The organism is Dactylosporangium sp. NPDC051087, from assembly GCF_055586325.1.
Window position 1 is genome coordinate 269,173 of record NZ_JBVJIJ010000007.1, and the last position, 22,097, is coordinate 291,269.

At 71.6% G+C, this 22,097-nt stretch carries 18 protein-coding genes; 4 read left to right on the forward strand and 14 right to left on the reverse strand.

The genetic code is table 11. The features are described from left to right. Nucleotides 1–7 precede the first annotated feature (7 nt). The 10 genes from ACZ6TV_RS15900 to ACZ6TV_RS15945 all read right to left on the reverse strand — a co-directional run bounded on the left by ACZ6TV_RS15900 (nt 8) and on the right by ACZ6TV_RS15945 (nt 12,740). The gene (locus ACZ6TV_RS15900; RefSeq protein WP_465297891.1) at nt 8–1,507 is read right to left on the reverse strand and encodes an ATP-binding response regulator; all 1,500 of its coding nucleotides are present in this window, start codon (nt 1,505–1,507) and stop codon (nt 8–10) included. Next, nucleotides 1,504–1,932 (reverse strand): response regulator, encoded by a 429-nt coding sequence (locus ACZ6TV_RS15905; RefSeq protein WP_465297892.1) that lies wholly within the window; start codon nt 1,930–1,932, stop codon nt 1,504–1,506. The genes ACZ6TV_RS15900 and ACZ6TV_RS15905 overlap by 4 nt, the downstream gene beginning before the upstream one ends. Then, nucleotides 1,929–4,451, reverse strand: coding sequence for a PAS domain S-box protein (locus ACZ6TV_RS15910; protein WP_465297893.1), 2,523 nt, complete (start codon nt 4,449–4,451; stop codon nt 1,929–1,931). Before ACZ6TV_RS15910 ends, ACZ6TV_RS15905 begins: the two co-directional genes overlap by 4 nt. 45 nt (nt 4,452–4,496) lie before the next feature. Next, nucleotides 4,497–5,477: an NAD(P)/FAD-dependent oxidoreductase gene (locus ACZ6TV_RS15915; protein WP_465297894.1), complete on the reverse strand. Its 981-nt coding sequence runs from the start codon at nt 5,475–5,477 to the stop codon at nt 4,497–4,499. A gap of 9 nt (nt 5,478–5,486) precedes the next feature. Further along, nucleotides 5,487–6,140 (reverse strand): rhomboid family intramembrane serine protease, encoded by a 654-nt coding sequence (locus ACZ6TV_RS15920; RefSeq protein ID WP_465297895.1) that lies wholly within the window; start codon nt 6,138–6,140, stop codon nt 5,487–5,489. 26 nt (nt 6,141–6,166) lie between these two features. Continuing rightward, nucleotides 6,167–6,865 carry an aggregation-promoting factor C-terminal-like domain-containing protein gene (locus ACZ6TV_RS15925; RefSeq protein ID WP_465297896.1) on the reverse strand — a complete coding sequence of 233 codons (699 nt, stop codon included), beginning with the start codon at nt 6,863–6,865 and terminating at the stop codon, nt 6,167–6,169. Between the two features lie 3 nt (nt 6,866–6,868). Next, complete coding sequence (locus tag ACZ6TV_RS15930; RefSeq protein ID WP_465297897.1) at nt 6,869–7,528, reverse strand: aggregation-promoting factor C-terminal-like domain-containing protein; 660 nt, start codon at nt 7,526–7,528, stop codon at nt 6,869–6,871. A gap of 240 nt (nt 7,529–7,768) precedes the next feature. Then, nucleotides 7,769–9,124: a PhoH family protein gene (locus tag ACZ6TV_RS15935; protein WP_465297898.1), complete on the reverse strand. Its 1,356-nt coding sequence runs from the start codon at nt 9,122–9,124 to the stop codon at nt 7,769–7,771. A gap of 900 nt (nt 9,125–10,024) precedes the next feature. Then, complete coding sequence (locus tag ACZ6TV_RS15940; RefSeq protein ID WP_465297899.1) at nt 10,025–10,795, reverse strand: isoprenyl transferase; 771 nt, start codon at nt 10,793–10,795, stop codon at nt 10,025–10,027. Between the two features lie 118 nt (nt 10,796–10,913). Then, nucleotides 10,914–12,740 (reverse strand): phosphoenolpyruvate carboxykinase (GTP), encoded by a 1,827-nt coding sequence (locus ACZ6TV_RS15945; RefSeq protein WP_465297900.1) that lies wholly within the window; start codon nt 12,738–12,740, stop codon nt 10,914–10,916. A gap of 344 nt (nt 12,741–13,084) precedes the next feature. Here ACZ6TV_RS15945 and ACZ6TV_RS15950 point away from each other — a divergent pair, with 344 nt between their 5' ends. Both ACZ6TV_RS15950 and ACZ6TV_RS15955 read left to right on the forward strand, forming a co-directional pair. Next, on the forward strand, nt 13,085–13,579 hold the full coding sequence (locus tag ACZ6TV_RS15950; protein WP_465297901.1) for a GtrA family protein: 495 nt from the start codon (nt 13,085–13,087) through the stop codon (nt 13,577–13,579). Nucleotides 13,580–13,691: 112 nt separating this feature from the next. After that, on the forward strand, nt 13,692–14,318 hold the full coding sequence (locus ACZ6TV_RS15955; RefSeq protein WP_465297902.1) for a GtrA family protein: 627 nt from the start codon (nt 13,692–13,694) through the stop codon (nt 14,316–14,318). 6 nt (nt 14,319–14,324) lie between these two features. Here the strand turns inward: ACZ6TV_RS15955 and ACZ6TV_RS15960 are convergent, their stop codons facing one another. Both ACZ6TV_RS15960 and ACZ6TV_RS15965 read right to left on the reverse strand, forming a co-directional pair. Further along, nucleotides 14,325–14,873: a PH domain-containing protein gene (locus ACZ6TV_RS15960; protein WP_465297903.1), complete on the reverse strand. Its 549-nt coding sequence runs from the start codon at nt 14,871–14,873 to the stop codon at nt 14,325–14,327. Between the two features lie 65 nt (nt 14,874–14,938). After that, complete coding sequence (locus tag ACZ6TV_RS15965) at nt 14,939–15,802, reverse strand: biotin--[acetyl-CoA-carboxylase] ligase (protein WP_465297904.1); 864 nt, start codon at nt 15,800–15,802, stop codon at nt 14,939–14,941. Here ACZ6TV_RS15965 and ACZ6TV_RS15970 point away from each other — a divergent pair. Then, nucleotides 15,786–17,381, forward strand: coding sequence for an acyl-CoA carboxylase subunit beta (locus ACZ6TV_RS15970; RefSeq protein WP_465297905.1), 1,596 nt, complete (start codon nt 15,786–15,788; stop codon nt 17,379–17,381). The genes ACZ6TV_RS15965 and ACZ6TV_RS15970 overlap by 17 nt on opposite strands. A gap of 29 nt (nt 17,382–17,410) precedes the next feature. Here ACZ6TV_RS15970 and ACZ6TV_RS15975 read toward each other — a convergent pair whose 3' ends face one another. Both ACZ6TV_RS15975 and ACZ6TV_RS15980 read right to left on the reverse strand, forming a co-directional pair. Further along, a complete protein-coding gene (locus ACZ6TV_RS15975; protein WP_465297906.1) occupies nt 17,411–19,291 on the reverse strand; it encodes a serine/threonine-protein kinase in 1,881 nt (626 codons plus the stop codon). A gap of 65 nt (nt 19,292–19,356) precedes the next feature. Next, nucleotides 19,357–21,513 (reverse strand): prealbumin-like fold domain-containing protein, encoded by a 2,157-nt coding sequence (locus ACZ6TV_RS15980; protein ID WP_465297907.1) that lies wholly within the window; start codon nt 21,511–21,513, stop codon nt 19,357–19,359. Nucleotides 21,514–21,667: 154 nt separating this feature from the next. On the opposite strand from ACZ6TV_RS15980, the gene ACZ6TV_RS15985 reads away from it, so the two are divergent. Next, complete coding sequence (locus ACZ6TV_RS15985) at nt 21,668–21,850, forward strand: acyl-CoA carboxylase subunit epsilon (protein WP_465297908.1); 183 nt, start codon at nt 21,668–21,670, stop codon at nt 21,848–21,850. Nucleotides 21,851–22,097: the final 247 nt, after the last annotated feature.

A 22,097-nucleotide genomic window follows, 5' to 3' on the forward strand; every position in this document is an offset into this window, starting at 1 on the left:
GAAACCGCTAGGGGGTCGGGATGCCGAAGCCGACGGTGGTGCCGCTGCCCTCGATCGACTCCAGGGCGATCCAGCCGCCGTGCGCCTCCACGATCGCCTTGCTGATCGCCAGCCCCAGCCCGCTGCCCTTGATCGCCCGTTTCTGCGCGTCGGCGGTGCGGAAGAAGCGGGTGAAGAGCATGCCCTGCTCGTGCTCGGGGATGCCGACCCCGGTGTCCCGGATCCACACGACGACCTCGCCGTCGCGTTCCCGGCCGGTGACGGTGATCGAGCCGCCCGGGTCGGAGAACTTGACGGCGTTGGTCAGCAGGTTGAGCACGACCCGTTCGAGCTGGTCGCCGTCGCCCTGCACGACCGGGATGTGCTCGTCGACGTCCAGGGTGACGCCCAGGCCGGCGGTCTCCACCGACGGGCGGATCGCCTCGTAGGCGGCGTCGATGATGTGCTTCACCTTCACCGGGCCGACGCTGAGCGTGAGCGTGCCGGACTCGATCCGGGAGAACGTCAGCAGGTCCTCGATCAGGTCGAGCAGGCGGCGGCCGTTGCGGTCGATGATGCCGACGATCTTGCGTTCGGTCGCGCCGAGGGAGCTGGCGTGCGCGTCGGCGAGGATCTCCGTGTACCCGCGGATGCTGGTCAGCGGCGTGCGCAGCTCGTGGGAGACGGTGGCGACGAACTCGCTCTTGAGCCGGTCGAGTTCCTGCAGGTCGCTGTTGGTGCGGGCGAGCCGCGCCGCCTGCCGCTGCAGGGCCTCCTCGGCGCGGCGGCGGTCGGTGACGTCGGCGATCTGGTGCACGACGTGGTGCGCCCCCGGATGCCTGCCGGCGCCCGCGCCGATGAGCGACGCCGAGTACTGCCCCCACAGCGGCGCGCCGTCGGAGCGGCACAGCCGCAGCTCCTTGCTCACCTTCTCCGCCTCACCGGCGACGAGGCGCTTCATCTTGTCCGCGACGATCGTCCGGTCCTCCTCGACGACCATGTCCAGCAGCAGCTGCGACGGCTGCAGGCCGGTCATGCGGGCCAGCTCCTGGTTGACCTCCAGCACGTGCCCGTCGAGGTCGGTGACGGCCATGCCGACCGGGGCGTGGTCGAACGCGGCGCGGAACGTCTCCTCAGCGCGGCGCTGGTCGGCGGCGAGCCGCTGCTGCGACAGGGCGTGCTGCACGGCCGAGGCGAGCCGGCTGAGCCGGTCCTTGAGCAGGTAGTCCACGGCGCCGTGGCGCAACGCGTCGACGCACGACTCCTCGCTCATCGCGCCGCTGACCACGATCGTGGGGATGTCGTAGCCGCCGGTACGCAGCATGTGCAGCGCTTCGAGGGCGGTGAACTGCGGCAGCGAGTAGTCGGCGAGGATCACCTCGGGCGGCCCCTCGGGGTGCTCCAGCGCGGCCTGGAACTCCTCGCCGGACTCGACCCGCTGCCACACGGGCGCGAACCCGGCCCGCCGCAGCTCGAACGCGAGCATCTCGGCGTCGTCGGGGTTGTCCTCCAGGAGCAGGATCCTCATGAGTGCGTGTCGGTCAGGTTGAGGCCCAGCCAGTACCGGCCGATGCTGTTGACGGCGGACATGAACTGCTCCATGTCGACGGGTTTGACGATGTAGCTGTTGGCCCCGAGCTCGTAGCAGGCGTGCAGGTCGCGGTCCTGCGCCGACGAGGTGAGCATGACGACCGGGATGTGCCGGGTCCGCGCGTCGGCCTTGACCCGGCGCAGCACGTCGATGCCGTCGACCAGCGGCAGCTTGATGTCCAGCAGCACCACCCGGGGCGGGTCGGCGGCGCCCGGCCCGAACAGGTAGTCGAGCGCCTCGGCGCCGTCGCGGGCGACGTCGATGCTGCGGGCGAACCTCCCCCGCTCGAACGCGAGCCGGGCGAGCTCCAGGTCGTCGGGGTTGTCCTCGACGAGCAGGACCCTGTTCGACAGCGGTTTCACCCGCCCACCTCCAACAGCGATCGTGCGTATGCCGGAAGGGTGAAGTAGAACGTGGCGCCCTCGCCGGGAGCCGCGTCGGCCCAGATCTGGCCGCCGTGCCGCAGCACGATGCGGTGGGCCAGGGCGAGGCCGATGCCGGTGCCCTCGTAGTCCTCCGCCCGGTGCAGCCGCTGGAAGACCTTGAAGAGCTTGTCGGCGTACCGCATGTCGAAGCCGGCGCCGTTGTCCTTGACGTAGTACGTGGCGTCGCCGCCCGCGGTGACCCGGTGCCCGACCTCGATCCTCGCCGGCGAGACGTCGCGGGTGTACTTCACGGCGTTGCCGACCAGGTTGGCCACCACGTGCCGGATGAGCCGCGGGTCGCCGTCCGCGTCGGGCAGGTCCCCGACGGTGAGGACGATGTCGCGGGTACCGCGCTCCACGCCGAGCTCGTCCCAGACGTCGGCGACGAGCTGGTCGAGGTGCACCCGCAGGCTCGCCATCTCCTGCCGCTGCAACCTGGAGAAGGCGAGGAGCCCGTCGATCAGCTCACCCATGTGCTGGGCGCCGGCGCGGATCCGGGTGAGGTACCGGCGGCCCTGCTCGTCGAGCACGTCGCCGTGGTCGAGGGCGAGCATCTTCGCGAAGCCGTCGACCGCCCGCAACGGCGCCCTGAGGTCGTGGGAGACGCTGTACGAGAACGACTCCAGCTCGGCGTTGGCCTCGCGCAGGTCGGCGGTGCGCTCGGCGACCCGCACCTCCAGCTCGGCGTTCAGCCGCTCGACCGCCAGCTCCGCCGTCCTGCGCTCGGTGACGTCCTGGCTGACCGCGACGAAGCCGCGGACGGACCCGTCGGGGTTGCGCACGGCGTTGAGCAGGCCGTGCGCCCAGAACCGGCTGCCGTCGCGCCGGACCCTGCACCCGTCGATCTCGAGCCGCCCGCGGTCCGCCGCCTCGTCGAGGCCGCGCTGCGGTACCCCGTCGGCGGCCTCCTCCGGGGTGAAGAACATCACGTACGAGCGGCCGATGACCTCGTCGGCGCGGTAGCCCTTGATCCGTTCCGCGTTGGCGGACCAGCTCACCACGTGCCCCTGCCGGTCCAGCATGTAGATCGCGTAGTCGCGGGCGCCGTCCAGCAGCAGCTGGAGCAGCTCCTCCGAGGAGCGGACCTTCTCGTCGGCGTCGTGCAGCTCGGTGATGTCGCGCAGCACGGCGACCGCGCCGTCGGCGTCCTCGGCGCCGCCGTGGCGGACCAGCGGCCGGATCCGGACGTCGAGCCGGCGGCCGCGCACGATCGCCTCCACCCGCGACTCCAGGTGCTGCCGGACGAGACCACGGAACTCGTACGGGGTGGTGCCGTCGGCCTCGTAGACGTCGAGCAGCCGGGCCCACTCGGTGGTCGGGTGCCGCTCGATGTCGTCGCCGAGCAGCTCGCGGGCGCTCTGGTTGAGCCACACCGCGGTGCCGGCGGCGTCGAAGACCACGACGCCGTCGCCGATCGTGCTCATCACCGCGGACAGCAGGGTCGCCTGGTGCCGCAGGTCGGCGGTGGCCCGGGTGACCCGCTCCTCGGCCCGGCGGCGTGACGTCGCGAGGGTGTAGACCAGCACGGCGGTGACGGCGGTCAGCGCGACGCCGCTGACCAGCATGCCGGCGTCCAGGTGACCCTCGGCGCCCATCAGGGCCTCGCTGTCGGTCTCGACCGCCAGCTGCCACTGCTGGTCGGCGACCTGCACGATGACGGTCCGGCGCAGCTCGGGCCCGCCGACCTGGTGCCGGTCGATGCGGGCCATCGGCGACCACCCGCCGCCCGCGACCGCGGACAGGGTCACGTCCAGCAGCTCGCGGGACGTCTGCAGCATCGTGTCGGTGAAGAAGTCCTGCATCCGCACGGTCAGCTCGACGAAGCCGCGCAGCTCGCCGGTACCCCGGTCCAGGACCCGCTGCAGGAGCGCCACCGAGTGCTGCCGCTGCGCCTCCGGCAGGGTGGTGTCGTGCCGCGGCACGTACGGGTCGGAGATCGCGGGCAGGCCGATGCGCCGCGCCCGCTCGACGGCCGCGGCCGCCTCCGGCGACGCGGTCAGGTCGTGCCCGACGCCGTCGTTGCCGCCGCCCTTGTCGAGGATGCGCTGCAGGACCGTGAAGTGGTGCCGGTCGGTGCCGGAGGGCAGCAGCGTGAGGCCGGTCGCGCCGCGGGTCCGCCAGCGCTCCTGCGCCGCCGCGACGTCCTGGTCCGGCACGGCGACGACGAAGTCGACCGAGGTGGCCCCGGGCAGCCACAGCTGGCCGAGCGGGGCGGTGGCGGTGGCGAACGACTGGGCGTCGACCGCGGGCACCGCCTCGAGCCCGCCGGCCGTCAGCTGGACCGCGTCGACGTACCGCTGGGCCGTCGAGGCCACCGACTCCTGCGCCGCGGCGACCCGCCGGTCCAGGGTCTGGCCGGCGTTGACCAGCTCGACGCGGTGCATCAGCAGCCCCGCCCCGCCGGAGACCAGCAGGCCGAGCAGCACCACCCCGAACACCTGGAGACGGACGCCCACCACGCATCTCAGATCGGCGGTGCGCTGAGGTAATTGAGGAGTTGCTCACCCGTTGTCGGAGGAGTGTCCCGGGAAGAGATGGGCGGCCGGGTCGATGATCACGGCGGCGTTGTTGACGGCGGTGGCGGCCTCGCCGAAGCCGACCGCGATGAGCCGGACCTTGCCCGGATACTCGCTGATGTCGCCGGCGGCGAACACCCGCGGCAGGTTGGTCGCGGTGGTCGAGTCGACCTTGATGTGGCGCTTGTCCAGCTCGAGACCCCAGTCCGCGAGGGGGCCGAGGTCGGCGGTGAAGCCGAGCGCGGCCACGACCGAGTCGGCCGGCAGGGTCCGCGGCCCGGCGCCCCGGACGGTGACGTCGACGCCGGTGCACCGCCCGCCGCCGTCGGCGCCGGCGTGGATCCGGGTGACCTCGGCGTTGACGATGATCTCGATCGGCAGCGCCTGCGCGCGGGCGACGGTGGAGGCGTGCGCGCGGAACTTCTCCCGGCGGTGCACGAGCGTCACCGACCGCGCCAGGGGCTGCAGGGCGAGGGCCCAGTCGAAGGCGGAGTCGCCGCCGCCGACGATGACCACGTCCTGGCCGGCGAGGTCGGCCAGGTGCGGCACGAAGAAGACCAGGCCGGTGCCGGTGAAGTCCGCCGCGGCGGGCAGCGGGCGGGCGGTGAAGCTGCCCAGCCCACCGGTGATGAGCACGGCACCGCAGTGCAGGACGGTGCCGTCGGACAGGGTCAGCACGGGCCGCTCGCCCTCGTAGGCGAGGGTCTCGGCCCGCATGCCGAGCAGGTACTGGGGACGGAACTGGTCGGCCTGCTCGACCAGGTTGGCGACCAGGTCCCTGCCGCGGATCCCGGGGAACCCCGCGACGTCGAAAATCATCTTCTCCGGATACAACGCCGTGACCTGGCCGCCGGGCTCCGGCAGCGCGTCGATCACCGCGGTGCTGAGTCCCCTGAAGCCCGCGTAATACGCACCGAAGAGGCCGGCCGGTCCCGCACCGACGATGGCCAGGTCGACTTCCCGCATAGAGGCACGCTATGCGGCGTCGGTGCCGATGGCCAGAGGATCGTCGGACCGGCGCGGGCGGCGGCGCCGGAACAGGATCGCCGCGACCAGGCCACCGATGAACCCGCAGAGGTGACCCTGCCAGGAGACCCCCTCCTCGCCCGGCAGCACGCCGAAGAGCTGCCAGCCGTACAGGAGCCCGATGAGGACACCGACGGCGATGTGCCACCAGCTGTGCTCGACCACGCCGCGCATCAGGATCACGCCGAGGTAGCCGAAGATGACGCCGCTGGCGCCGACGACCACGGTGTCCGGATCGCCGATGAACCACACCCCGACCCCGGCGACGATCGCGATGAAGGCCGTGGTGAGCAGGAAGCGGGTGGTGCCGGCGGCGAGCACGAACGTGCCGAGCAGGATCAGCGGGATGCTGTTGGCCAGGACGTGGCTGAAGCCCGCGTGCAGGAACGGCGAGAAGAGGATGCCGTCGAGCCCGTCGAGGTGGTGCGGCCGGATGCCGCCGTCCTGGTCGAGCCGCTCACCGGTGAGCCGGTCGAGGAACTCGATCGCGAACAGGACCGGGACGAACGCGCACATGGCGACGAAGGCCCGGCCGACCGAGGCGTAGAACGCCTCGGTGCCGAAGCGGGTGGGGTCGGACTGACCGGTCGCGTCGAGGGTCACGCCACTGTGGTAACAGGTTTCACTCGCTAATACCAGCCTGACGACTGGCTGTGGGACCAGGCGGCGCACGGCGTCTTGTAGCGGCCCTTGATGTAGCCCAGGCCCCACTTGATCTGGGTCTCCGGGTTCCACGACCAGTCACTGCCGACGGAGGCCATCTTCGAGCCCGGCAGGGCCTGGGCGATGCCGTAGGCACCGGACGTCTTGTTCTTCGCCGTCGTGGTCCAGTGGCTCTCTTTGTCCCAGAGCTTCTCCAGGCACCCGGACATCTGGTCGAAGCCGAAGCCGGCCTGCATGAGCAGCCCGCAGCCGCGCCACTTGTTGTCGCTCTTGCCCTTGTACACGTCGCACACGGCGGGGATCGGATAGGTGGGCGGGCCGAGCGTCCGGGTGACGGACCGGCTCGCCTCCTCTTCCTTCTTCTTGCGCGCGGCGTCCTCGGCGGCCTTGGCCTGCGCGGCGGCGGCCGAGGCGGCGTCCTGCGCCTTGCTCTGCGCCTCCTGCGACGCAGGCGAGGACGGCGAGGACGGCGAGGACGGGCTGCCGGCTTCCGAGGCGGAGGCCCGCGGGAGGGCGGCGTCGGCGGCCGCGTTGACCGGCTCGACCTTCTTGCCGCTGTCCCAGTTGGCGACGACCACGCCGCCCACGATCGCCAGGACCAGCGCGAGGACGGCCAGGGCGCGGATCTTGCCGACCCGGCGCCACAACAACGTCACGACGTCCATGAGCTAGTACCACCCCGTGCTCTGGCTGTGACCCCATGCGCCGCACGGCGTCTTGTACCGGCTCTTGATGTAGCTCAGGCCCCACTTGATCTGGGTGCCGCCGTCGTTGTACCAGTTCGGACCGTAGGCGGCCATCTTGTCGCCGGGCACGGCCTGCGGGATGCCGTGGGCGCCGCTGCTCTTGTTGTGCGCGAGCGGGTTCCACCCGCTTTCCTTCGTCCAGAGCTTGTCCAGGCACGGCATCTGGTCGAGGCCGTAGCCGGCGGCGGTCATCAGGTCGCAGCCGGTCCTGCGGTGGCCGCTGTAGACGGCGCAGGAGGCGGGTGCGGCATACGACGGCGGTCCGGCGGAGCGGGTGTTGGACCGGCTCGCCTCTTCTTCCTTCTTCTTGCGCGCGGCGTCCTCGGCGGCCTTGGCCTGCGCGGCGGCCGCGGAGGCGGCGTCCTGCGCCTTGCTCTGCGCCTCCTGCTCGGCGCTCTGGGTGGCCGACGGGCCGCCCGTCGCTCTCGGCAGGGCCGCGGCGTCGGCGGCCTTGACCGGCTGCGCCGTTTCGTGCTGGGTCTGTCGGCCGGCGATCACGAACCCACCGGTGAGCAGTCCCGCTACCAGCACGAGAATGCCCAGGGCCCGGAGCGTGCCGACCCGGTGCCACAGCCGGATCACGAAGGTATCCATTCGTCGGGGACAGGAACCGGCGCACGGCCCGGACGGCGATCCACTCCGATGAGCGGACCCGCCGTCCGGGCCGATGACGCACCGTGAGCGCCTGATGCCGGGAAGCTCCAGAGCAGCCTGGCGTCATGCGCTCGTTCCCCACCATCGCCTAGTGCATTCGAGGGTGAGAACCCGAACAGTACCTTCTGTGATCCTAATCACGTGACAATTAGGACTCTTTCGCTCAAGTTACCGCTCGAACGGGAGGTCCTCCAAGAGGTCCGTGACGACCTCGGCGATCGGCGACCGCTCGGAACGAGTCAGGGTCACGTGCGCGAAGATCGGATGCCCCTTCAGCGCCTCGATCACCGCGGCGATGCCGTCGTGCCTGCCGACCCGCAGGTTGTCACGCTGTGCGACGTCGTGCGTCAGGACGACCCGCGAGTTGCTGCCGATCCTGGAGAGCACGGTGAGCAGGACGCCCCGCTCCAGCGACTGGGCCTCGTCCACGATCACGAACGCGTCGTGCAGGCTGCGACCCCGGATGTGGGTCAGCGGCAGGACCTCGAGCATCCCCCGGGCCGCCACCTCCTCCATCACGTTGTCGTGCACGAGCGACCCGAGGGTGTCGAAGACCGCCTGCGCCCACGGCGACATCTTCTCCGCGGCGTCGCCGGGCAGGTAGCCCAGCTCCTGGCCGCCGACCGCGTACAGAGGCCGGAAGACGATGACCTTCTTGTGCTTGCGCCGCTCCATGACCTGCTCCAGGCCCGCGCAGAGGGCCAGGGCGGACTTGCCGGTGCCGGCCCGCCCACCCATCGACACGATGCCGATCGACTCGTCGAGCAGCAGGTCCAGCGCGATGCGCTGCTCCGCGGAGCGGCCCCGCACGCCGAACGCCTCCCGGTCGCCGCGCACCAGCCGCACCGACTTGTCGACCCCGACCCGGCCGAGCGCCGACCCGTTCTGCGAGGTCAGGACCAGGCCCGTGTGCACCGGCAGGTCGCCGGCGCCGTCGAGGTCGACCGCCTCGCCCGCGTAGAGCCGCTTGACCTCGTCCTCGGCGATGCCGAGCTCGACCATGCCCGTGTAGCTCTGGTTGGTCGCCGGGCCGGGCTGGTACTCGTCCGCGGCCAGACCCACCGAGCCGGCCTTGACCCGCAGCGGCATGTCCTTGGTGACCAGCAGGACGTCCTTGCCCTCGGCCGCGAGCGCCAGGGCGACGGCGAGAATCCGGGCGTCGTCCGTCTCGGCCCGGAAGCCGGCCGGCAGGACCTGCTGGTTGGCGTGGTTGAGCTCGACCCGCAGGGTGCCACCGGCGTCGGTCAGCGGCAGCGGTACGTCCAGCCGGCCGTGCTTGGCCCGCAGGTCGTCCAGGAACCGCAGCGAGCGCCGCGCGAAGTACCCGAGCTCGGGATGGTGCCGCTTGCCCTCCAATTCGGAGATGACGACCAGGGGCAGGACCACGTCGTGCTCCCCGAAGCGCAGGAACGCACCGGGATCGGCCAGCAGCACCGAGGTGTCCAGCACGAAGGTGCGCCGCTGCTCCTGCGCGGGCTCTTCGGCTTTCTTCCGGGTGCGACGGACCGGCTTGGCGGCGTCCACGCTCGTTTCCGCGGGCTGCGCCTTACCGGCGCGGCCGCGTGGAGCAGGGGTGGAATCTGAGGGACTGCGGCGAACGGTCACGGGATCTCCGGGGACGGGCACCTCGCCGCCCGCACTCGCGTCCTCCGACGCCCGCACGGGGTCGGGTGCTTGGCCCCGTGGCTTCACAGTGGATCGCTCGGTCCGGGCCTCGGATGGCCGGGAAAACCCCTAGCCACAGCACAGACGCTAACCGCTGCAAGCAAAATCCACTAGATCGAGTCTGCGATTGCCCGCCTTGTGAGGTACACCCCGCCCCACACGCTGCGCAAACACACCACCACACCGAGCGATCCACCACCGCACCCCACCATGATCCGGAAGAGTTCTTGTCCCCCCGGCGACCCCAAGCCTTCCGGATCACGAACAAACCGGACCGGCCCACGCCGCCCAACCCCCGGACGCCACCCCGAACGGCGCGCCGCACACACCCGAACGCCGCCCCTCGGACTCGAGCCGCCGCCCGCCATGATCCGGAAGAGTTTGCGTAGCCAGGGGCGCACAAGGTCTCCCGGATCACGGAACCCAGCCAGCCCGGCCCAGCCAGCGGCCGGCCCCGACCCATGATCCGGAAGAGATTTCGTCGCTCTGGCGACCATAAGTCTTCCGGATCATGGGAAACGCGGCGGCGGGCCACCGGGGGATGGCACGCGGATGCGTAGGAAGCTGCCGCGCGCTCTGCGCGCTGGCAGTGCGTCGCGGAGCGGCGCATTGGGGGGCTCCGGGGGTGAGAATCCCCCCGGCGGGACCCGCGCGAAGCGTGGGGCAGCGAGCCCCATCGCCGGAGGCGACACAGCGGGTAACAGGACCCGCGCGGAGCGTGGGGCAGCTAGCCCATCGCCGCAGGCGACAGAGCGGGTATCAGACGCCGTAGCGGCGTTGGCGGTTGGCGTAGGAGCGCAGGGCGCGGAGGAAGTCGACGCGGCGGAAGCTGGGCCAGTGCACGTCGCAGAAGTAGAACTCCGAGTGGGCGCTCTGCCAGAGCAGGAAGCCGGAGAGGCGCTGCTCGCCGCTGGTCCTGATCACCAGGTCCGGGTCGGGCAGGCCGCGGGTGTACAGGTGGTCGGAGATGTGGTCGACATCGAGGATCTCGGCGAGCTCCTCGATCGACGTGCCGGCCTTGGCGTGCTCGTGCAGCAGGGAGCGCACGGCGTCGGCGATCTCGCGGCGGCCGCCGTAGCCGACGGCGAGGCTGACCTGGGCGCCGCCGGTGCGGTTGACGGTGCGTTCCTCGGCGGCCTTCAGGGACTGGGCGCTGGCGGTCGGCAGGAGGTCCAGGGCGCCGACCATGCGCAGCTGCCAGGGGTTGCCCTCGTCGGCGAGCTCGGCGGCCAGGTTCTCGATGATCTGCAGCAGCGGGTCGAGCTCGGCCGACGGGCGGGAGAGGTTGTCGGTGGACAGCAGCCACAGCGTCACGTGCGACACCGTGGCGCCGTCGCACCAGCGGAGCAGTTCCTTGATCCGCTCGGCGCCGACGCGATGGCCGTCGTTGGGGTCGACGTAGCCCATCTCGCGCGCCCAGCGCCGGTTGCCGTCGACGATGACCCCGACGTGCCGCGGCGCTGGTTTGCCGTGCAGCCGTCGGGCGAGACGCTTCTCGTACAACGAATACACCACGTCACGCAGGCCCACGGTCGAGAAGAGTAGCGACCTACCGGGCAAAGCGACACCGTCAGCCGTGCACCGGACAGTGCCGGGCGGCGGATGCCAGGGCGGCCGATCTCCCGACTGACCGGCCGCCCACCAGGGGTTATGCGGCGTCGAGGCGGGCCTTCAGCGCGTCGAGCTCGGCCCAGAGCACGCCGGGCAGTTTGTCGCCGAACCGCTCGAACCACTCGACCACCTGGGGGATCTCCTGCCGCCATTCGTCGGCGTCGACACGCAGAGCGAGCGCCAGGTCCTCGGCCGGAAGGTCCAGGCCGTCGACGTCGAGCGCGCCGGGTGTGGGGACCCGGCCGATGGGGGTCTCCTCGGCGGATGCGGTGCCCTCGATGCGCTCGACGACCCACTTGAGCACGCGGGCGTTCTCGCCGAAGCCGGGCCACAGGAAGCGGCCGTCGTCGCCGCGGCGGAACCAGTTGACGTAGAAGATCCGCGGCAGCTTCGACGCGTCCCCGTCGAGGCCCTTGCCCATCGAGATCCAGTGGGCGAAGTAGTCGCCGGCGTTGTAGCCGATGAAGGGCAGCATGGCCATCGGGTCGCGGCGCACGACGCCGACCTTGCCGGTGGCCGCGGCGGTGGTCTCGCTGGACAGGGTGGCGCCGAGGTACACGCCGTGCACCCAGTCCCGGGCCTCGGTGACCAGCGGGATCGTGGTCTTGCGCCGGCCGCCGAAGAGGATCGCGTCGATCGGGACGCCGCGCGGGTCGGCGTATTCGTCGGCGAGGATCGGGCACTGCTCGATCGGCGTGCAGAAGCGCGAGTTCGGGTGCGACGACGGCTCGTCGGAGTCGGGGGTCCAGTCGCGGCCCTTCCAGTCGGTGAGGTGCGCGGGCGGCTCGCCCATACCCTCCCACCAGATGTCGCCGTCGTCGGTCAGCGCGACGTTGGTGAAGACCGAGTTGCCCTTCGCGAGGGTCCGCATCGCGTTGGGGTTGGTCTTCCAGTCGGTGCCGGGTGCGACGCCGAACAGGCCGAACTCGGGGTTGACCGCGTAGAGGCGGCCGTCCTCGCCGAAGCGCATCCAGGCGATGTCGTCGCCGAGGGTCTCGACCTTCCAGCCGGGGATGGTCGGCTCGAGCATGGCGAGGTTGGTCTTGCCGCAGGCGCTCGGGAACGCGGCGGCGACGTACTTCACCTGGCCGGTCGGGCCGGTCAGCTTCAGGATGAGCATGTGCTCGGCGAGCCAGCCCTCGTCGCGGCCCATGACGCTGGCGATGCGCAGCGAGAAGCACTTCTTGCCCAGCAGCGAGTTGCCGCCGTAGCCGGACCCGTAGCTCCAGATCTCCCTGGTGTCGGGGAAGTGGGAGATGTACTTGGTGTCGCTGCAGGGCCACGCGACGTCGTCCTGGCCGGGGGCGAGGGGCGCGCCGACGGAGTGCAGGCAGGGCACGAACGGCGCGTCGTCGCCCATCCGGTCGAGCACGTCCGCGCCCATCCGGGTCATGATCCGCATGGAGGCGACCACGTACGGCGAGTCGGTCAGCTCGACGCCGAACATCGGCTGCTCGGCGGTCAGCGGGCCCATGCAGAACGGCACCACGTACATCGTGCGGCCGCGCATCGAGCCGTCGTACAGCTCGGTCATCACCCGCTTCATCTCCGCGGGCGCCATCCAGTTGTTGGTCGGGCCGGCGTCGGCCTCGTCGGCGGAGCAGATGAACGTGCGCTCCTCGACGCGGGCGACGTCGGAGGGGTCGGTGCGGGCCCAGAACGAGTTGGGCTTCTGCCGCAGCCGCACCAGCACCTGCTTGTCGACCAGTTCGTCGGTGATGCGGCGCCACTCGCCCTCGGAGCCGTCGCACCACACGACGCGCTCGGGGCCGGTGAGCTCGGCGACCTCGCGGACCCACGCGAGCAGCTTGGAATGTTCGGTGGGGGCCTGATCGAGACCGGGGACGGTGACCGGTGCGGACATGTTGGAAATCTCCTCAGTGGTCGGCGTTGACCTGGTCGCACATATGGCAAAGCACGGCGCGCGATGATGCGAGCGGCCGTGGCGACGGTGATCCGATTTCCCTCAGCCTAAACCGGCAGGCAGGGCCGGGCAGCGCGAGAGCTTGTGAAACCTTGCACAAGGACTGGAGAATCTCGCGACCGTTCGCAGAAACGCGCGTGAACTTTTCGTCAACCGAGCATCAACGCGCAAAGCATGCGGTCGAGCCCTGGAAGGGCATGCCCGGCGGGGCGGCGGTGCGCCTCGAGGCGCCGGTCTGTAGCAGGCGTGCCCGCTGGGGCCGCCGGTGCCGTACCCTCTGCGTCGTGACGGAACTGCAGTCGGTGCCGACCGAGTCCGGCCCCGGTGGCCTGCGCGGGCTGGTCGCACGCTTCGAGCACCTGGTCCGCGAACTCGGCAAGTTCGGCACGGTCGGGATCATCGCCTTCGTCGTCGACGTGGCGATCTTCAACGTGCTGCTCTTCACCGGCACGCCGACGCTCGTCGCGAAGACGATCTCCACGGTCGTCGCCGCGACGGTCGCGTTCATCGGCAACCGGTTCTGGACCTGGCGGGACCGCGAGCGCACCAACCTGCGCCGCGAGTACAGCCTGTATTTCGTGTTCAACCTGGTCGGCCTGATCATCGGCCTGGCCTGCCTGTGGGCCAGCCATTACGGCCTGGGCTCGGTGTGGCCGTTCTTCCAGGGCAAGCTCGCCGACAACATCGCGGCCAACGTGGTGGGCATGGCGTTCGGGACACTGTTCCGCTTCTGGTCCTACCGCAACATTGTGTTCCGCAAGGCACCCGAGGCGGTCTAAACTCGGCAGCAGGTAACAACCTGGTTGCACAGGGGTCAAGATGCGGGTGACCTGCCCCGCAGTCGGCGCTGTAACCGGGGCGATGCTCGGCGACCTACCGTAAGGTTGCACGGTGCGCCTAGCCAGCAACCTCCGCGACCGGTTCGTCCCCGAGCGGCACCGCTCGCTCGCCACCGAACTGTTCAAGTTCCTGGCGGTCGGCGGTATCAACACGGTCATCGACTTCGCGGTGCTCAACCTGCTGCTGTCGATCGGCCCGCTCAAGGCGAAGATCGTCGCGGCCCTCGTCGCGACCACCGCGTCCTACTTCCTCAACCGGCAGTGGACCTATGGCCAGAGCGACCGTAAGAGCATGCGCCGCGAATACACGCTGTTCTTCGCGCTCAACGGCGTCGGCCTGCTGATCCAGGCCTCCGTGCTCGCCGTGGCGAAGTACGGGCTGGGCTTCAGCGAGACCAACAGCGCCGACCGGCTGGCGTTCAACATCGCCAGCGCCCTGGGCATCGGCATCGCGATGGTCTTCCGCTTCTGGGCCTACCGCACGTTCGTGTTCACGACCGCGGCGACCGGCTCCGACCCGCAGGCCATCGCGGACGCCGAACTGGAGGCGGAGGTCGAGGCCCTGGAGGTGGCGCTGACCGAGGTCGCCGTCGCGCCCGTGCCGCGGCACTCCCACGACGACGACCCGGCCGGCGAGCTGACCCTCGACGAGCTCGAGTCCCCCGCCGGCCACCGCTAGGTCAGATCAGGACACCGCGTCGTTCTTGATCTCGTCGACGAGCGCCTGACGGTCGTCGTCGCCGAAGGTGTGCTTCTGCCGGTCCGCGTCGACCAGCTCGTAGAGCATGCTCTGGGTCTTCTCCACCTGCGGGATGTCGGACAGCTGGATCTGGCCCCGCTCGCCGGCCGACTCGATGGTCAGGGTGCCGCAGCCGAGCATCCGCTCGAAGAGCGAGTGCGAGAACGACACGTCGTTGACCCGGCCCAGCGGGATGTCCCGGCCGCTGCGCGAGAACACGCCGCTGCGCATGATCACCCGCTCGTTGGTGAAGACGTAGTGCGTGGTCTTCCACTTGATCCACGGCCACACGGTGACCACGAGCACGATGACCAGGCCGACCCCGGCCGCGATCAGCGTGCCGAGCGTGCCCACGCCCGTGAACAGGGAAACGGCCACGACCGCGGCGGCGGTGAGGACGAACCACAGCGCCGGCAGGAACAGCGCCTTCCAGTGGGGGTGCAGGTGCAGCACCACCTGCTCGTCCTTGGTCAGGACGCTTTCCGGGAACCCCACGCCAACCTCCTCGTTCGTGAATGTCGAGGTGAGGCTAGACCGTCCCGACCCGGTGCGACATTGGCCTACCCGGTCGTCTCTGCGCGGACGTGCACCACGTCTCCGGCGGCGACCGCGTGGACCTCGCCGGCAGGGTCCGTGACCTGCAGCCGGCCGTCGGTGTCGACCCCTGAGGCGACGCCCGTGAGCGTGGATCCGCCGGGAAGGTCGACCCGGACCCGGCGGCCGATCGTGCCGCAGTGGAAGAGGTACGCCTCCCGCACGCCGGAGTCGTCGCCGGCCTGCCACTGCCCGTACACCTCCTCGAACGACCGGAGCAGGGCGCGCAGCAGAGGGTCACGGTCGGCGCTGGCCGCCCCGGCGAGCGCGAGGGACGTCGCGTCCGGGCGGGGCAGCTCGTGCTCGCGCAGCGTGGTGTTGAGCCCGATGCCGACCACGACGGCGCCGTCGCCGACCCCCTCGGCGAGGATGCCGGCGGTCTTGCGGTCGCCCTGCAGCAGCAGGTCGTTGGGCCACTTCAGGTAGGCGTCGAGCCGGGCGACCCGGCGCACCGCCTCGGCGAGCGCGACCCCGGTGAGCAGCGGCAGCCACCCCCAGCGAGCCGGGGGCACCGAGGGGCGCAGCAGGATGCTGAGCGCCAGCCCGGCCCGCGGCGGCGACTGCCACTGCCGGCCCAGCCGGCCGCGCCCGGCGGTCTGCCGCTCGGCGACGATGACGAGCCCCTCCGCGGCTCCGGCCCGGGCGGCGTCGGCGGCGTCGGCGTTGGTCGAGCCGGTCTCCTCGACCACGCGCAGGTCCGTCCAGAGGGCACCGGGGACGACCAGCGCGCGCCGGAGCGCGGCCGCCCGCAGCGGGGGCCGCTCCAGGTCGGTGTAAATGTTCACAGGTCGACCGTATCCCCGCCCGATTACGATGCCGAACGTGACCATTGAGCAGGCTGGTGTCGACGCTGACATCCACACGACCGCGGGGAAGCTCGCCGATCTGGGCCGGCGCACCGACGAGGCCGTGCACGCCGGATCGGCCCGGGCAGTGGAGAAACAGCACGCCAGGGGCAAGAAGACGGCCCGGGAGCGGATCGAGCTGCTGCTGGACCCCGGCTCGTTCGTCGAGCTCGACGAGCTGGCCCGGCACCGGTCGACGAACTTCGGCATGGAGCGGTCCCGGCCGTACGGCGACGGCGTCGTCACCGGCTACGGCACCGTCGACGGCCGCCAGGTCTGCGTGTTCGCGCAGGACTTCACGATCTTCGGCGGCAGCCTCGGCGAGGTGTTCGGCGAGAAGATCGTGAAGGTCATGGACCTGGCGATGAAGATCGGCTGCCCGGTGGTCGGGATCAACGACTCCGGCGGCGCGCGCATCCAGGAGGGCGTCGTCTCGCTCGGCCTGTACGGCGAGATCTTCTTCCGCAACGTCCGGGCGTCCGGCGTGATCCCGCAGATCTCGCTGATCATGGGCCCGTGCGCGGGCGGGGCGGTCTACTCCCCCGCGGTCACCGACTTCACCGTGATGGTCGACCAGACCTCGCACATGTTCATCACCGGCCCCGACGTGATCAAGACGGTGACCGGCGAGGACGTCGAGTTCGAGGAGCTGGGCGGGGCACGGACGCACAACACCAAGTCGGGCAACGCGCACTACCTCGCCACCGACGAGGACGACGCGATCGAATACGTGAAGGCGCTGCTGTCCTACCTGCCGTCCAACAACATGGACGACGTGCCGGTCGTGCCGCTCCCGGCGGTGCTGGAGGCGACGGAGGAGGACCTGGCGCTGGACCGGGTCATCCCGGACTCGGCGAACCAGCCGTACGACATGCACACCGTCATCGAGTCCGTCGTCGAGGACTTCCTCGAGGTGCAGCCGCTGTTCGCGCAGAACATCCTGATCGGCTTCGGCCGGGTCGAGGGCCACCCGGTCGGCGTCGTGGCCAACCAGCCGATGCACTTCGCCGGTTGCCTGGACATCGACGCGTCGGAGAAGGCGGCGCGCTTCGTGCGCACCTGCGACGCGTTCAACATCCCGATCCTCACGTTCGTGGACGTGCCCGGCTTCCTGCCCGGCGCCAGCCAGGAGTGGGACGGCATCATCCGGCGCGGCGCGAAGCTCATCTACGCCTACGCCGAGGCCACCGTCCCGAAGGTCACCGTCATCACCCGCAAGGCGTACGGCGGCGCGTACGACGTCATGGGCTCCAAGCACCTCGGCGCCGACCTGAACTTCGCCTGGCCGACGGCGCAGATCGCCGTCATGGGCGCGCAGGGTGCCGTCAACATCCTGTACCGGCAGGAGCTGCGCGACGCGAAGGACCCGGCCGGCATGCGGGCCGACCTGATCCGCGAGTACGAGGACACCCTGGCCAACCCGTACGTGGCGGCCGAGCGCGGCTACATCGACGGGGTCATCGCGCCGTCGGCGACGCGGGTGGAGATCGTGCGGGCGCTGCGGCTGCTGCGCACCAAGCGGGAGACCCTGCCGCCGAAGAAGCACGGCAACATCCCGCTGTGAGCCGGGCGGCGCGCCGGCGCCGCACGGCCTCAGGGCTTGACCACGAACGACAGCTTGATGATGGTGAACTTGTTGGCGGCCGCGGGGTCGTCCCAGAGGCCGTCCGGGGTCTGCCAGTAGATGGCGTGGCCCTTGCCGCTGGGGACCTTGCAGCCGATGTTGGACACGTGCAGCGGCCCGCTCGGCGCCGTGTACCGCCACTGCCAGTCGGCGCAGACCCAGCCGTCCTTCAGGGTGAGCGGCTCGATGTGGACCTGCTGGTAGTTGGGGTAGAGCTTGTCGGCGAGCCGGGCCCGCTCCTGGTCCTTCCAGTCGGCGACCGGGTCGTCCCTGCCCTTCGCCGCCGTGTCGATCGCCAGCTCCCACCGCGCGTCCAGCGGGTCGTTGAAGGAGATCATCGACGGGTACGCCTGGGGGCGCTTGACCGAGCGCACCCAGCCGTCGGGCACGGCGACCGTCCAGCCGTACTTGTCGTCGGTCTCGTAGTGGAAACCCGGCGGCAGGTCCATCGCCATCCCGCCGAAGGAGCCCCGCACCTGCGGCGACACGCTGGGCGTCGGGCTGGGCGCGGCGGATGACACCGGTGCCGCCGTCGGCCCGCCGGCCTGGCCCGTCGGGGTCGTCCGCGGCCCGCCCTCGCCGCCGGAGTCGGTGAACACGATGACACCCGCGGCGAGCAGGACGACCGCGCCGAGGACCGCCGCGATCCAGCGGCCGCGGTGCCGCCCGCGCGGGACGGTCTCGACGTCGTCGCTGACCGGCACCACCGCGGGCGCCGCACCGGCTCCGGCCTCCATCGCACCGCGCGAGTAGAGGCCGGCACCGACGGGCGCGCTGCCGCGGGCCTTGCCGGGGAAGTCGACCTGGGACGGGTCGGCGGCGGTCTGCGCGACCGCCGCCGGGCTGCCCTGCTCCAGCCCCGCGGGCGGCGAGCTGACCGGCGCGTCCGGCACCGGCGACAGCCCGCCGAGCGGGTGCGACGAGCCGCGCGAGAACCCGCTGGAGGAGCCGCGCAGCCCGGTCGGGTGGCCCTCCCGCGACCGGCGCGGCCTGGGCAGCGCCGGCAGCGCCCAGCTCCAGCCGCGGCCCTCGCCGGACGCGGCGCGCTGCAGCAGCCGCTCGGTCTCGGCGACGCCGGCGCGGGCCTTCGGGTCCTTGCGCAGCAGCGCGGTGAGGACGGGCTTGAGGACACCCGCCCGGGTCGCCGGGTCGGGATCCTCGGTCGCGAGGGCCGTCAGCGTCGCGTAGGTCGTGGACCGCGCATACGGCGAGCGGCCCTCGACCGCGGCGTAGAGCGTGGCGCCGAGCGACCACAGGTCGGACTCCGGGCCGGAGATGCCCTCCCGGGCCCGCTCCGGCGAGATGTACTGCGGGGAGCCGAGGATCAGCCCGGGACGGGTGACCGCGCCGTCGCCGCCCTCGAAGACGGCCAGGCCGAAGTCGGTGAGCACCACCCGGCCGGTGTCGGCGAGCAGCACGTTGCCGGGCTTGACGTCACGGTGCAGGACACCGGCGGCGTGCGCGGCCTTCAGTGCGTTGAGCACGGCGATGCCGATCTGCGCGGCCCGCTCCGGCGGCAGCGGGCCGTCGTCGGTGATCACCTGGTGCAGCGACCGCGACGGCACGTATTCCATGACGATCCACGGCGCCTGCTCCGACTGCACGACGTCATAGATCCGCACGACGTTCGGGTCGTTGAGCCGGGCCGCGGCGCGGGCCTCCCGCATCGTGCGCAGCCGCAGCTCCTCGCGCTCCTCGGGGGTCAGTCCCTCGGGCGGGAGGACCTCCTTGATCGCGACGTCGCGGCGCAGCATCTCGTCGCGGGCCAGCCACACCCGGCCCATGCCGCCGGCGCCGAGCGACTCGATCAGTCGATATCGCTCGGCGATCAGGGACCTGGACTGCATCATCACTGCAAACGCTACCCAACGACCGCACGTTCAAGACAGCCTGGATTCGAGGGAGATCATCCTTCTCAGTCGGTGCGCGACCGCAGGACCATGATCAATAGGATGACGAGGCCGATACCGACCAGACCGGCTCCGATCAGGGCCACCGGCAGCACCCGGAACGTGTCCAGGACCTTCTGCTGGGTCGGTGCCGCATCGTCGGCGGTGAACGTCACCGTGACCGTCACCGTGTAGAGGTCGACGTCCTTGCCGGCCTCCTCACCGATGGCGACGGTCCCCGGGATGCCCAGGGGCGCGTTGCCGGGTGCGGGGTCGAGCGTCGCGCCGACGCTCACCGTGGCGCCGCCCGACACCGGCGCTTTCGGGCGCTGCACCGTGCACTTCGTCGGGTCGAGGAAACCCAGCGGCGTGGGCAGCGTCGCCTCGCTGTTGTCGTCCTCGGGGAGCACGACCCGGCCGGTGGATCCGTCGGTGCAGTCGAGGTCCAGCACGACCGGGCCGGCGCGGCCGCTGGTGCTGCCCGCGAAGCGGACCGTGACCTGCAGCTGGTGCGCCTCGACGAACAGGTAGCTCGCGGTGCACTTCGCCGCGGGCTCGCCGGCGGTCAGCGGCACGACGTCGGCGCCCACGTTGGGCACGTCCTGCGACTCCCCCGGGTCGCAGGCGAAGGAACTGAGCCGCCAGCTGCCGTCGACGGTCGCCAGGGGCGGGATCGGCGTCACCAGGTAGTCGCCGAGCGGCAGCGAGGCCGGCAGGCCCTGGGCGATCGCCGCCTCGCCGAACGCGGTGGTGGTCGCGACGCCCGCCCAGCCGGGCGAACCCTGGCCGCGGGGCGCGACCATGAACGACGCCGCGCCGATGCCGCCGACGGTCACCGACCGCAGCTGGATCGTGCCGCCCTTGCGGGTCACCCGCAGCGTGCAGTCGGTGGGCGTGCCGGCCGCGACGAGGACGGTCACGGACAACCCCTCGGGCTTGAGCTCGGTCGCCCCGCAGCCGACGCCCGCGAGGGACCACGCGGCGGCCTCGCCGGCCGGGGCGGTGAGCGTCACCGGATAGGCGCCCGGCAGCAGCGTGGTCAGGTCGGCGCCGGTCGCGACGGTCGCCGAGCCGTCGCCGGCCGGCGCGGCCTGCAGCAGGCGGGGCGGGTCGGCGCCGCCGCCCGAGGCGACGGACAGGTTGAACGCGCCGCCGGGCGCGTCGCCGAACAGCCGCAGCGTCAGCCCGGCCGGCGCGACCGGCGGGGCATACGTGAACGTGCAGGTGACGATCTCGCCGGCGGCGAGGGTGACGGTGGCGGTGCCGGTCGGCACGTCGGTCGTGGTGAGGCTGCGCCCGGCGCCGCTCTTCGCGCAGCTGAGGTCGGTGAGCGTCCAGCCGGCCGGGGTGCGCGACACCACGGTCTGCGGCGCCCCGCCCGAGCTGCGCACGAGCGTCGCGTCGGTGGTCGCGTCGGCGTAGACGCGCTTGTCGGCGGCGTAGCTGGCGCTGGCGTCGTAGGCGAAGCGCTGCGGATAGCCGGCCGGCGCCGAGGTGCGGGCCTTCACCACGAGCGTGGCCGTCGGTTGCGCCTGCCGTACGTAGTACGCGAAGCAGAACACGTGCCGCACGCCGGCGGGGAAGCCGAGCCACTGCACGTTGCCGCCGGAGTGCCCGTCGGCGGCGCAGCGCAGGGCGCCGAACCCGTAGCCGGGCATGGCGGAGCCGAGCAGCGGGTCGCCGGGCGTGCCGCCCTGCACCCACAGCTGCCGGTGCGCCGAGGCGCTCGCCTGCTCCGGGGTCAGCTGCAGCGTGACCGCGCCGTCGAGCATCGCGTCGGTGCGGCGGCCGACCGCGTCCAGCAGCGGCACCTGGGCGACCGTCTCGCCGGAGTCCACGGCCGGCGTGGTCACCGTCGACAGCGCACCCTTGCGCTCCTGGCCCGGGCCGATCGAGAAGTGCCAGCCGGGCAGCGCGGTGCAGCCGGCGCCGTTGGCCGCCTCGACCGCGGGGTCGACCGCCTGGCCGTCCTTGTACGCGTTGGCCCGGCCCGGGACGGTCGCGGCCTCGAGCCGGTCGTCGCGGACCCGGTTGGCCATGACGTCGTCATACGAGCCGCAGGAGCGCGCCGCGAACGTGATCCGGTAGCGCAGCGAGGCGGAGACCGACGCCGGTTGCTCGCCCTCGCGCGCCTGCGCCGGGATCCCGGGCAGCAGCACGGCCAGCAGCACGGCGAGCAGCACGCCGACCAAGAGCGTCGATGCCGCCCGAAATGGGACGTTTGTCAATGCGCCCCCCAAACTCGCCATCGACTCCCGTTCCGTTTGAGTATGCGCTGCCAGTGCATGCGTATGCTCGCAGGACGGCAACGTTTCGCACACTTTCGCAGGAGTCCCGATGGCTGAGGAACCGCTGATCAAGGTCGTTCGTGGCACGCCGAGCGCCGAGGAGGTCGCGGCGATCGTCGGCGTGTTGTTCAGCCGTCCCGCCGCTGCGGGCGCGGTTGCGGGAGCCGCTGCGCGTCCGGTGTCGCGGTGGGCTCAGAGCGCTCGCCCGGGCGCTCGTCCCCGCTGGAGCTAGGCTCCCCTCCCGGTCCGGTGGCCCCGGTCTCGCTGACCGGTCCAGTCGCGCCGGCCTCGGTGACCGGCCCGGTGGCGCCGGGCGCGTCGACCGGTGCGGTGGCGCCAGGTGCGTCGGCCGGTTCCGTGGCGCCGGGCGCGTCGGCCGGTTCGGTGCCACCGGGTTCCCTCGACGGCGGCGGATCGGCCGGCGGACCTGCCGGAGGGCGGCGGCGCGGGATGACGAGCGGGGGCAGTGGCGGCAGCGT

Excerpts from the sequence above, each read along its gene's own strand:
- ACZ6TV_RS15900 (WP_465297891.1), bottom strand. The coding sequence starts at position 1,507 with ATGAGGATCCTGCTCCTGGAGGACAACCCCGACGACGCCGAGATGCTC.
- ACZ6TV_RS15925 (WP_465297896.1), bottom strand. The coding sequence starts at position 6,865 with ATGGACGTCGTGACGTTGTTGTGGCGCCGGGTCGGCAAGATCCGCGCC.
- ACZ6TV_RS15915 (WP_465297894.1), bottom strand. The coding sequence starts at position 5,477 with ATGCGGGAAGTCGACCTGGCCATCGTCGGTGCGGGACCGGCCGGCCTC.
- ACZ6TV_RS15975 (WP_465297906.1), bottom strand. The coding sequence starts at position 19,291 with ATGATGCAGTCCAGGTCCCTGATCGCCGAGCGATATCGACTGATCGAG.
- ACZ6TV_RS15965 (WP_465297904.1), bottom strand. The coding sequence starts at position 15,802 with ATGGTCACGTTCGGCATCGTAATCGGGCGGGGATACGGTCGACCTGTG.
- ACZ6TV_RS15985 (WP_465297908.1), top strand. The coding sequence starts at position 21,668 with ATGGCTGAGGAACCGCTGATCAAGGTCGTTCGTGGCACGCCGAGCGCC.
- ACZ6TV_RS15970 (WP_465297905.1), top strand. The coding sequence starts at position 15,786 with ATGCCGAACGTGACCATTGAGCAGGCTGGTGTCGACGCTGACATCCAC.
- ACZ6TV_RS15945 (WP_465297900.1), bottom strand. The coding sequence starts at position 12,740 with ATGTCCGCACCGGTCACCGTCCCCGGTCTCGATCAGGCCCCCACCGAA.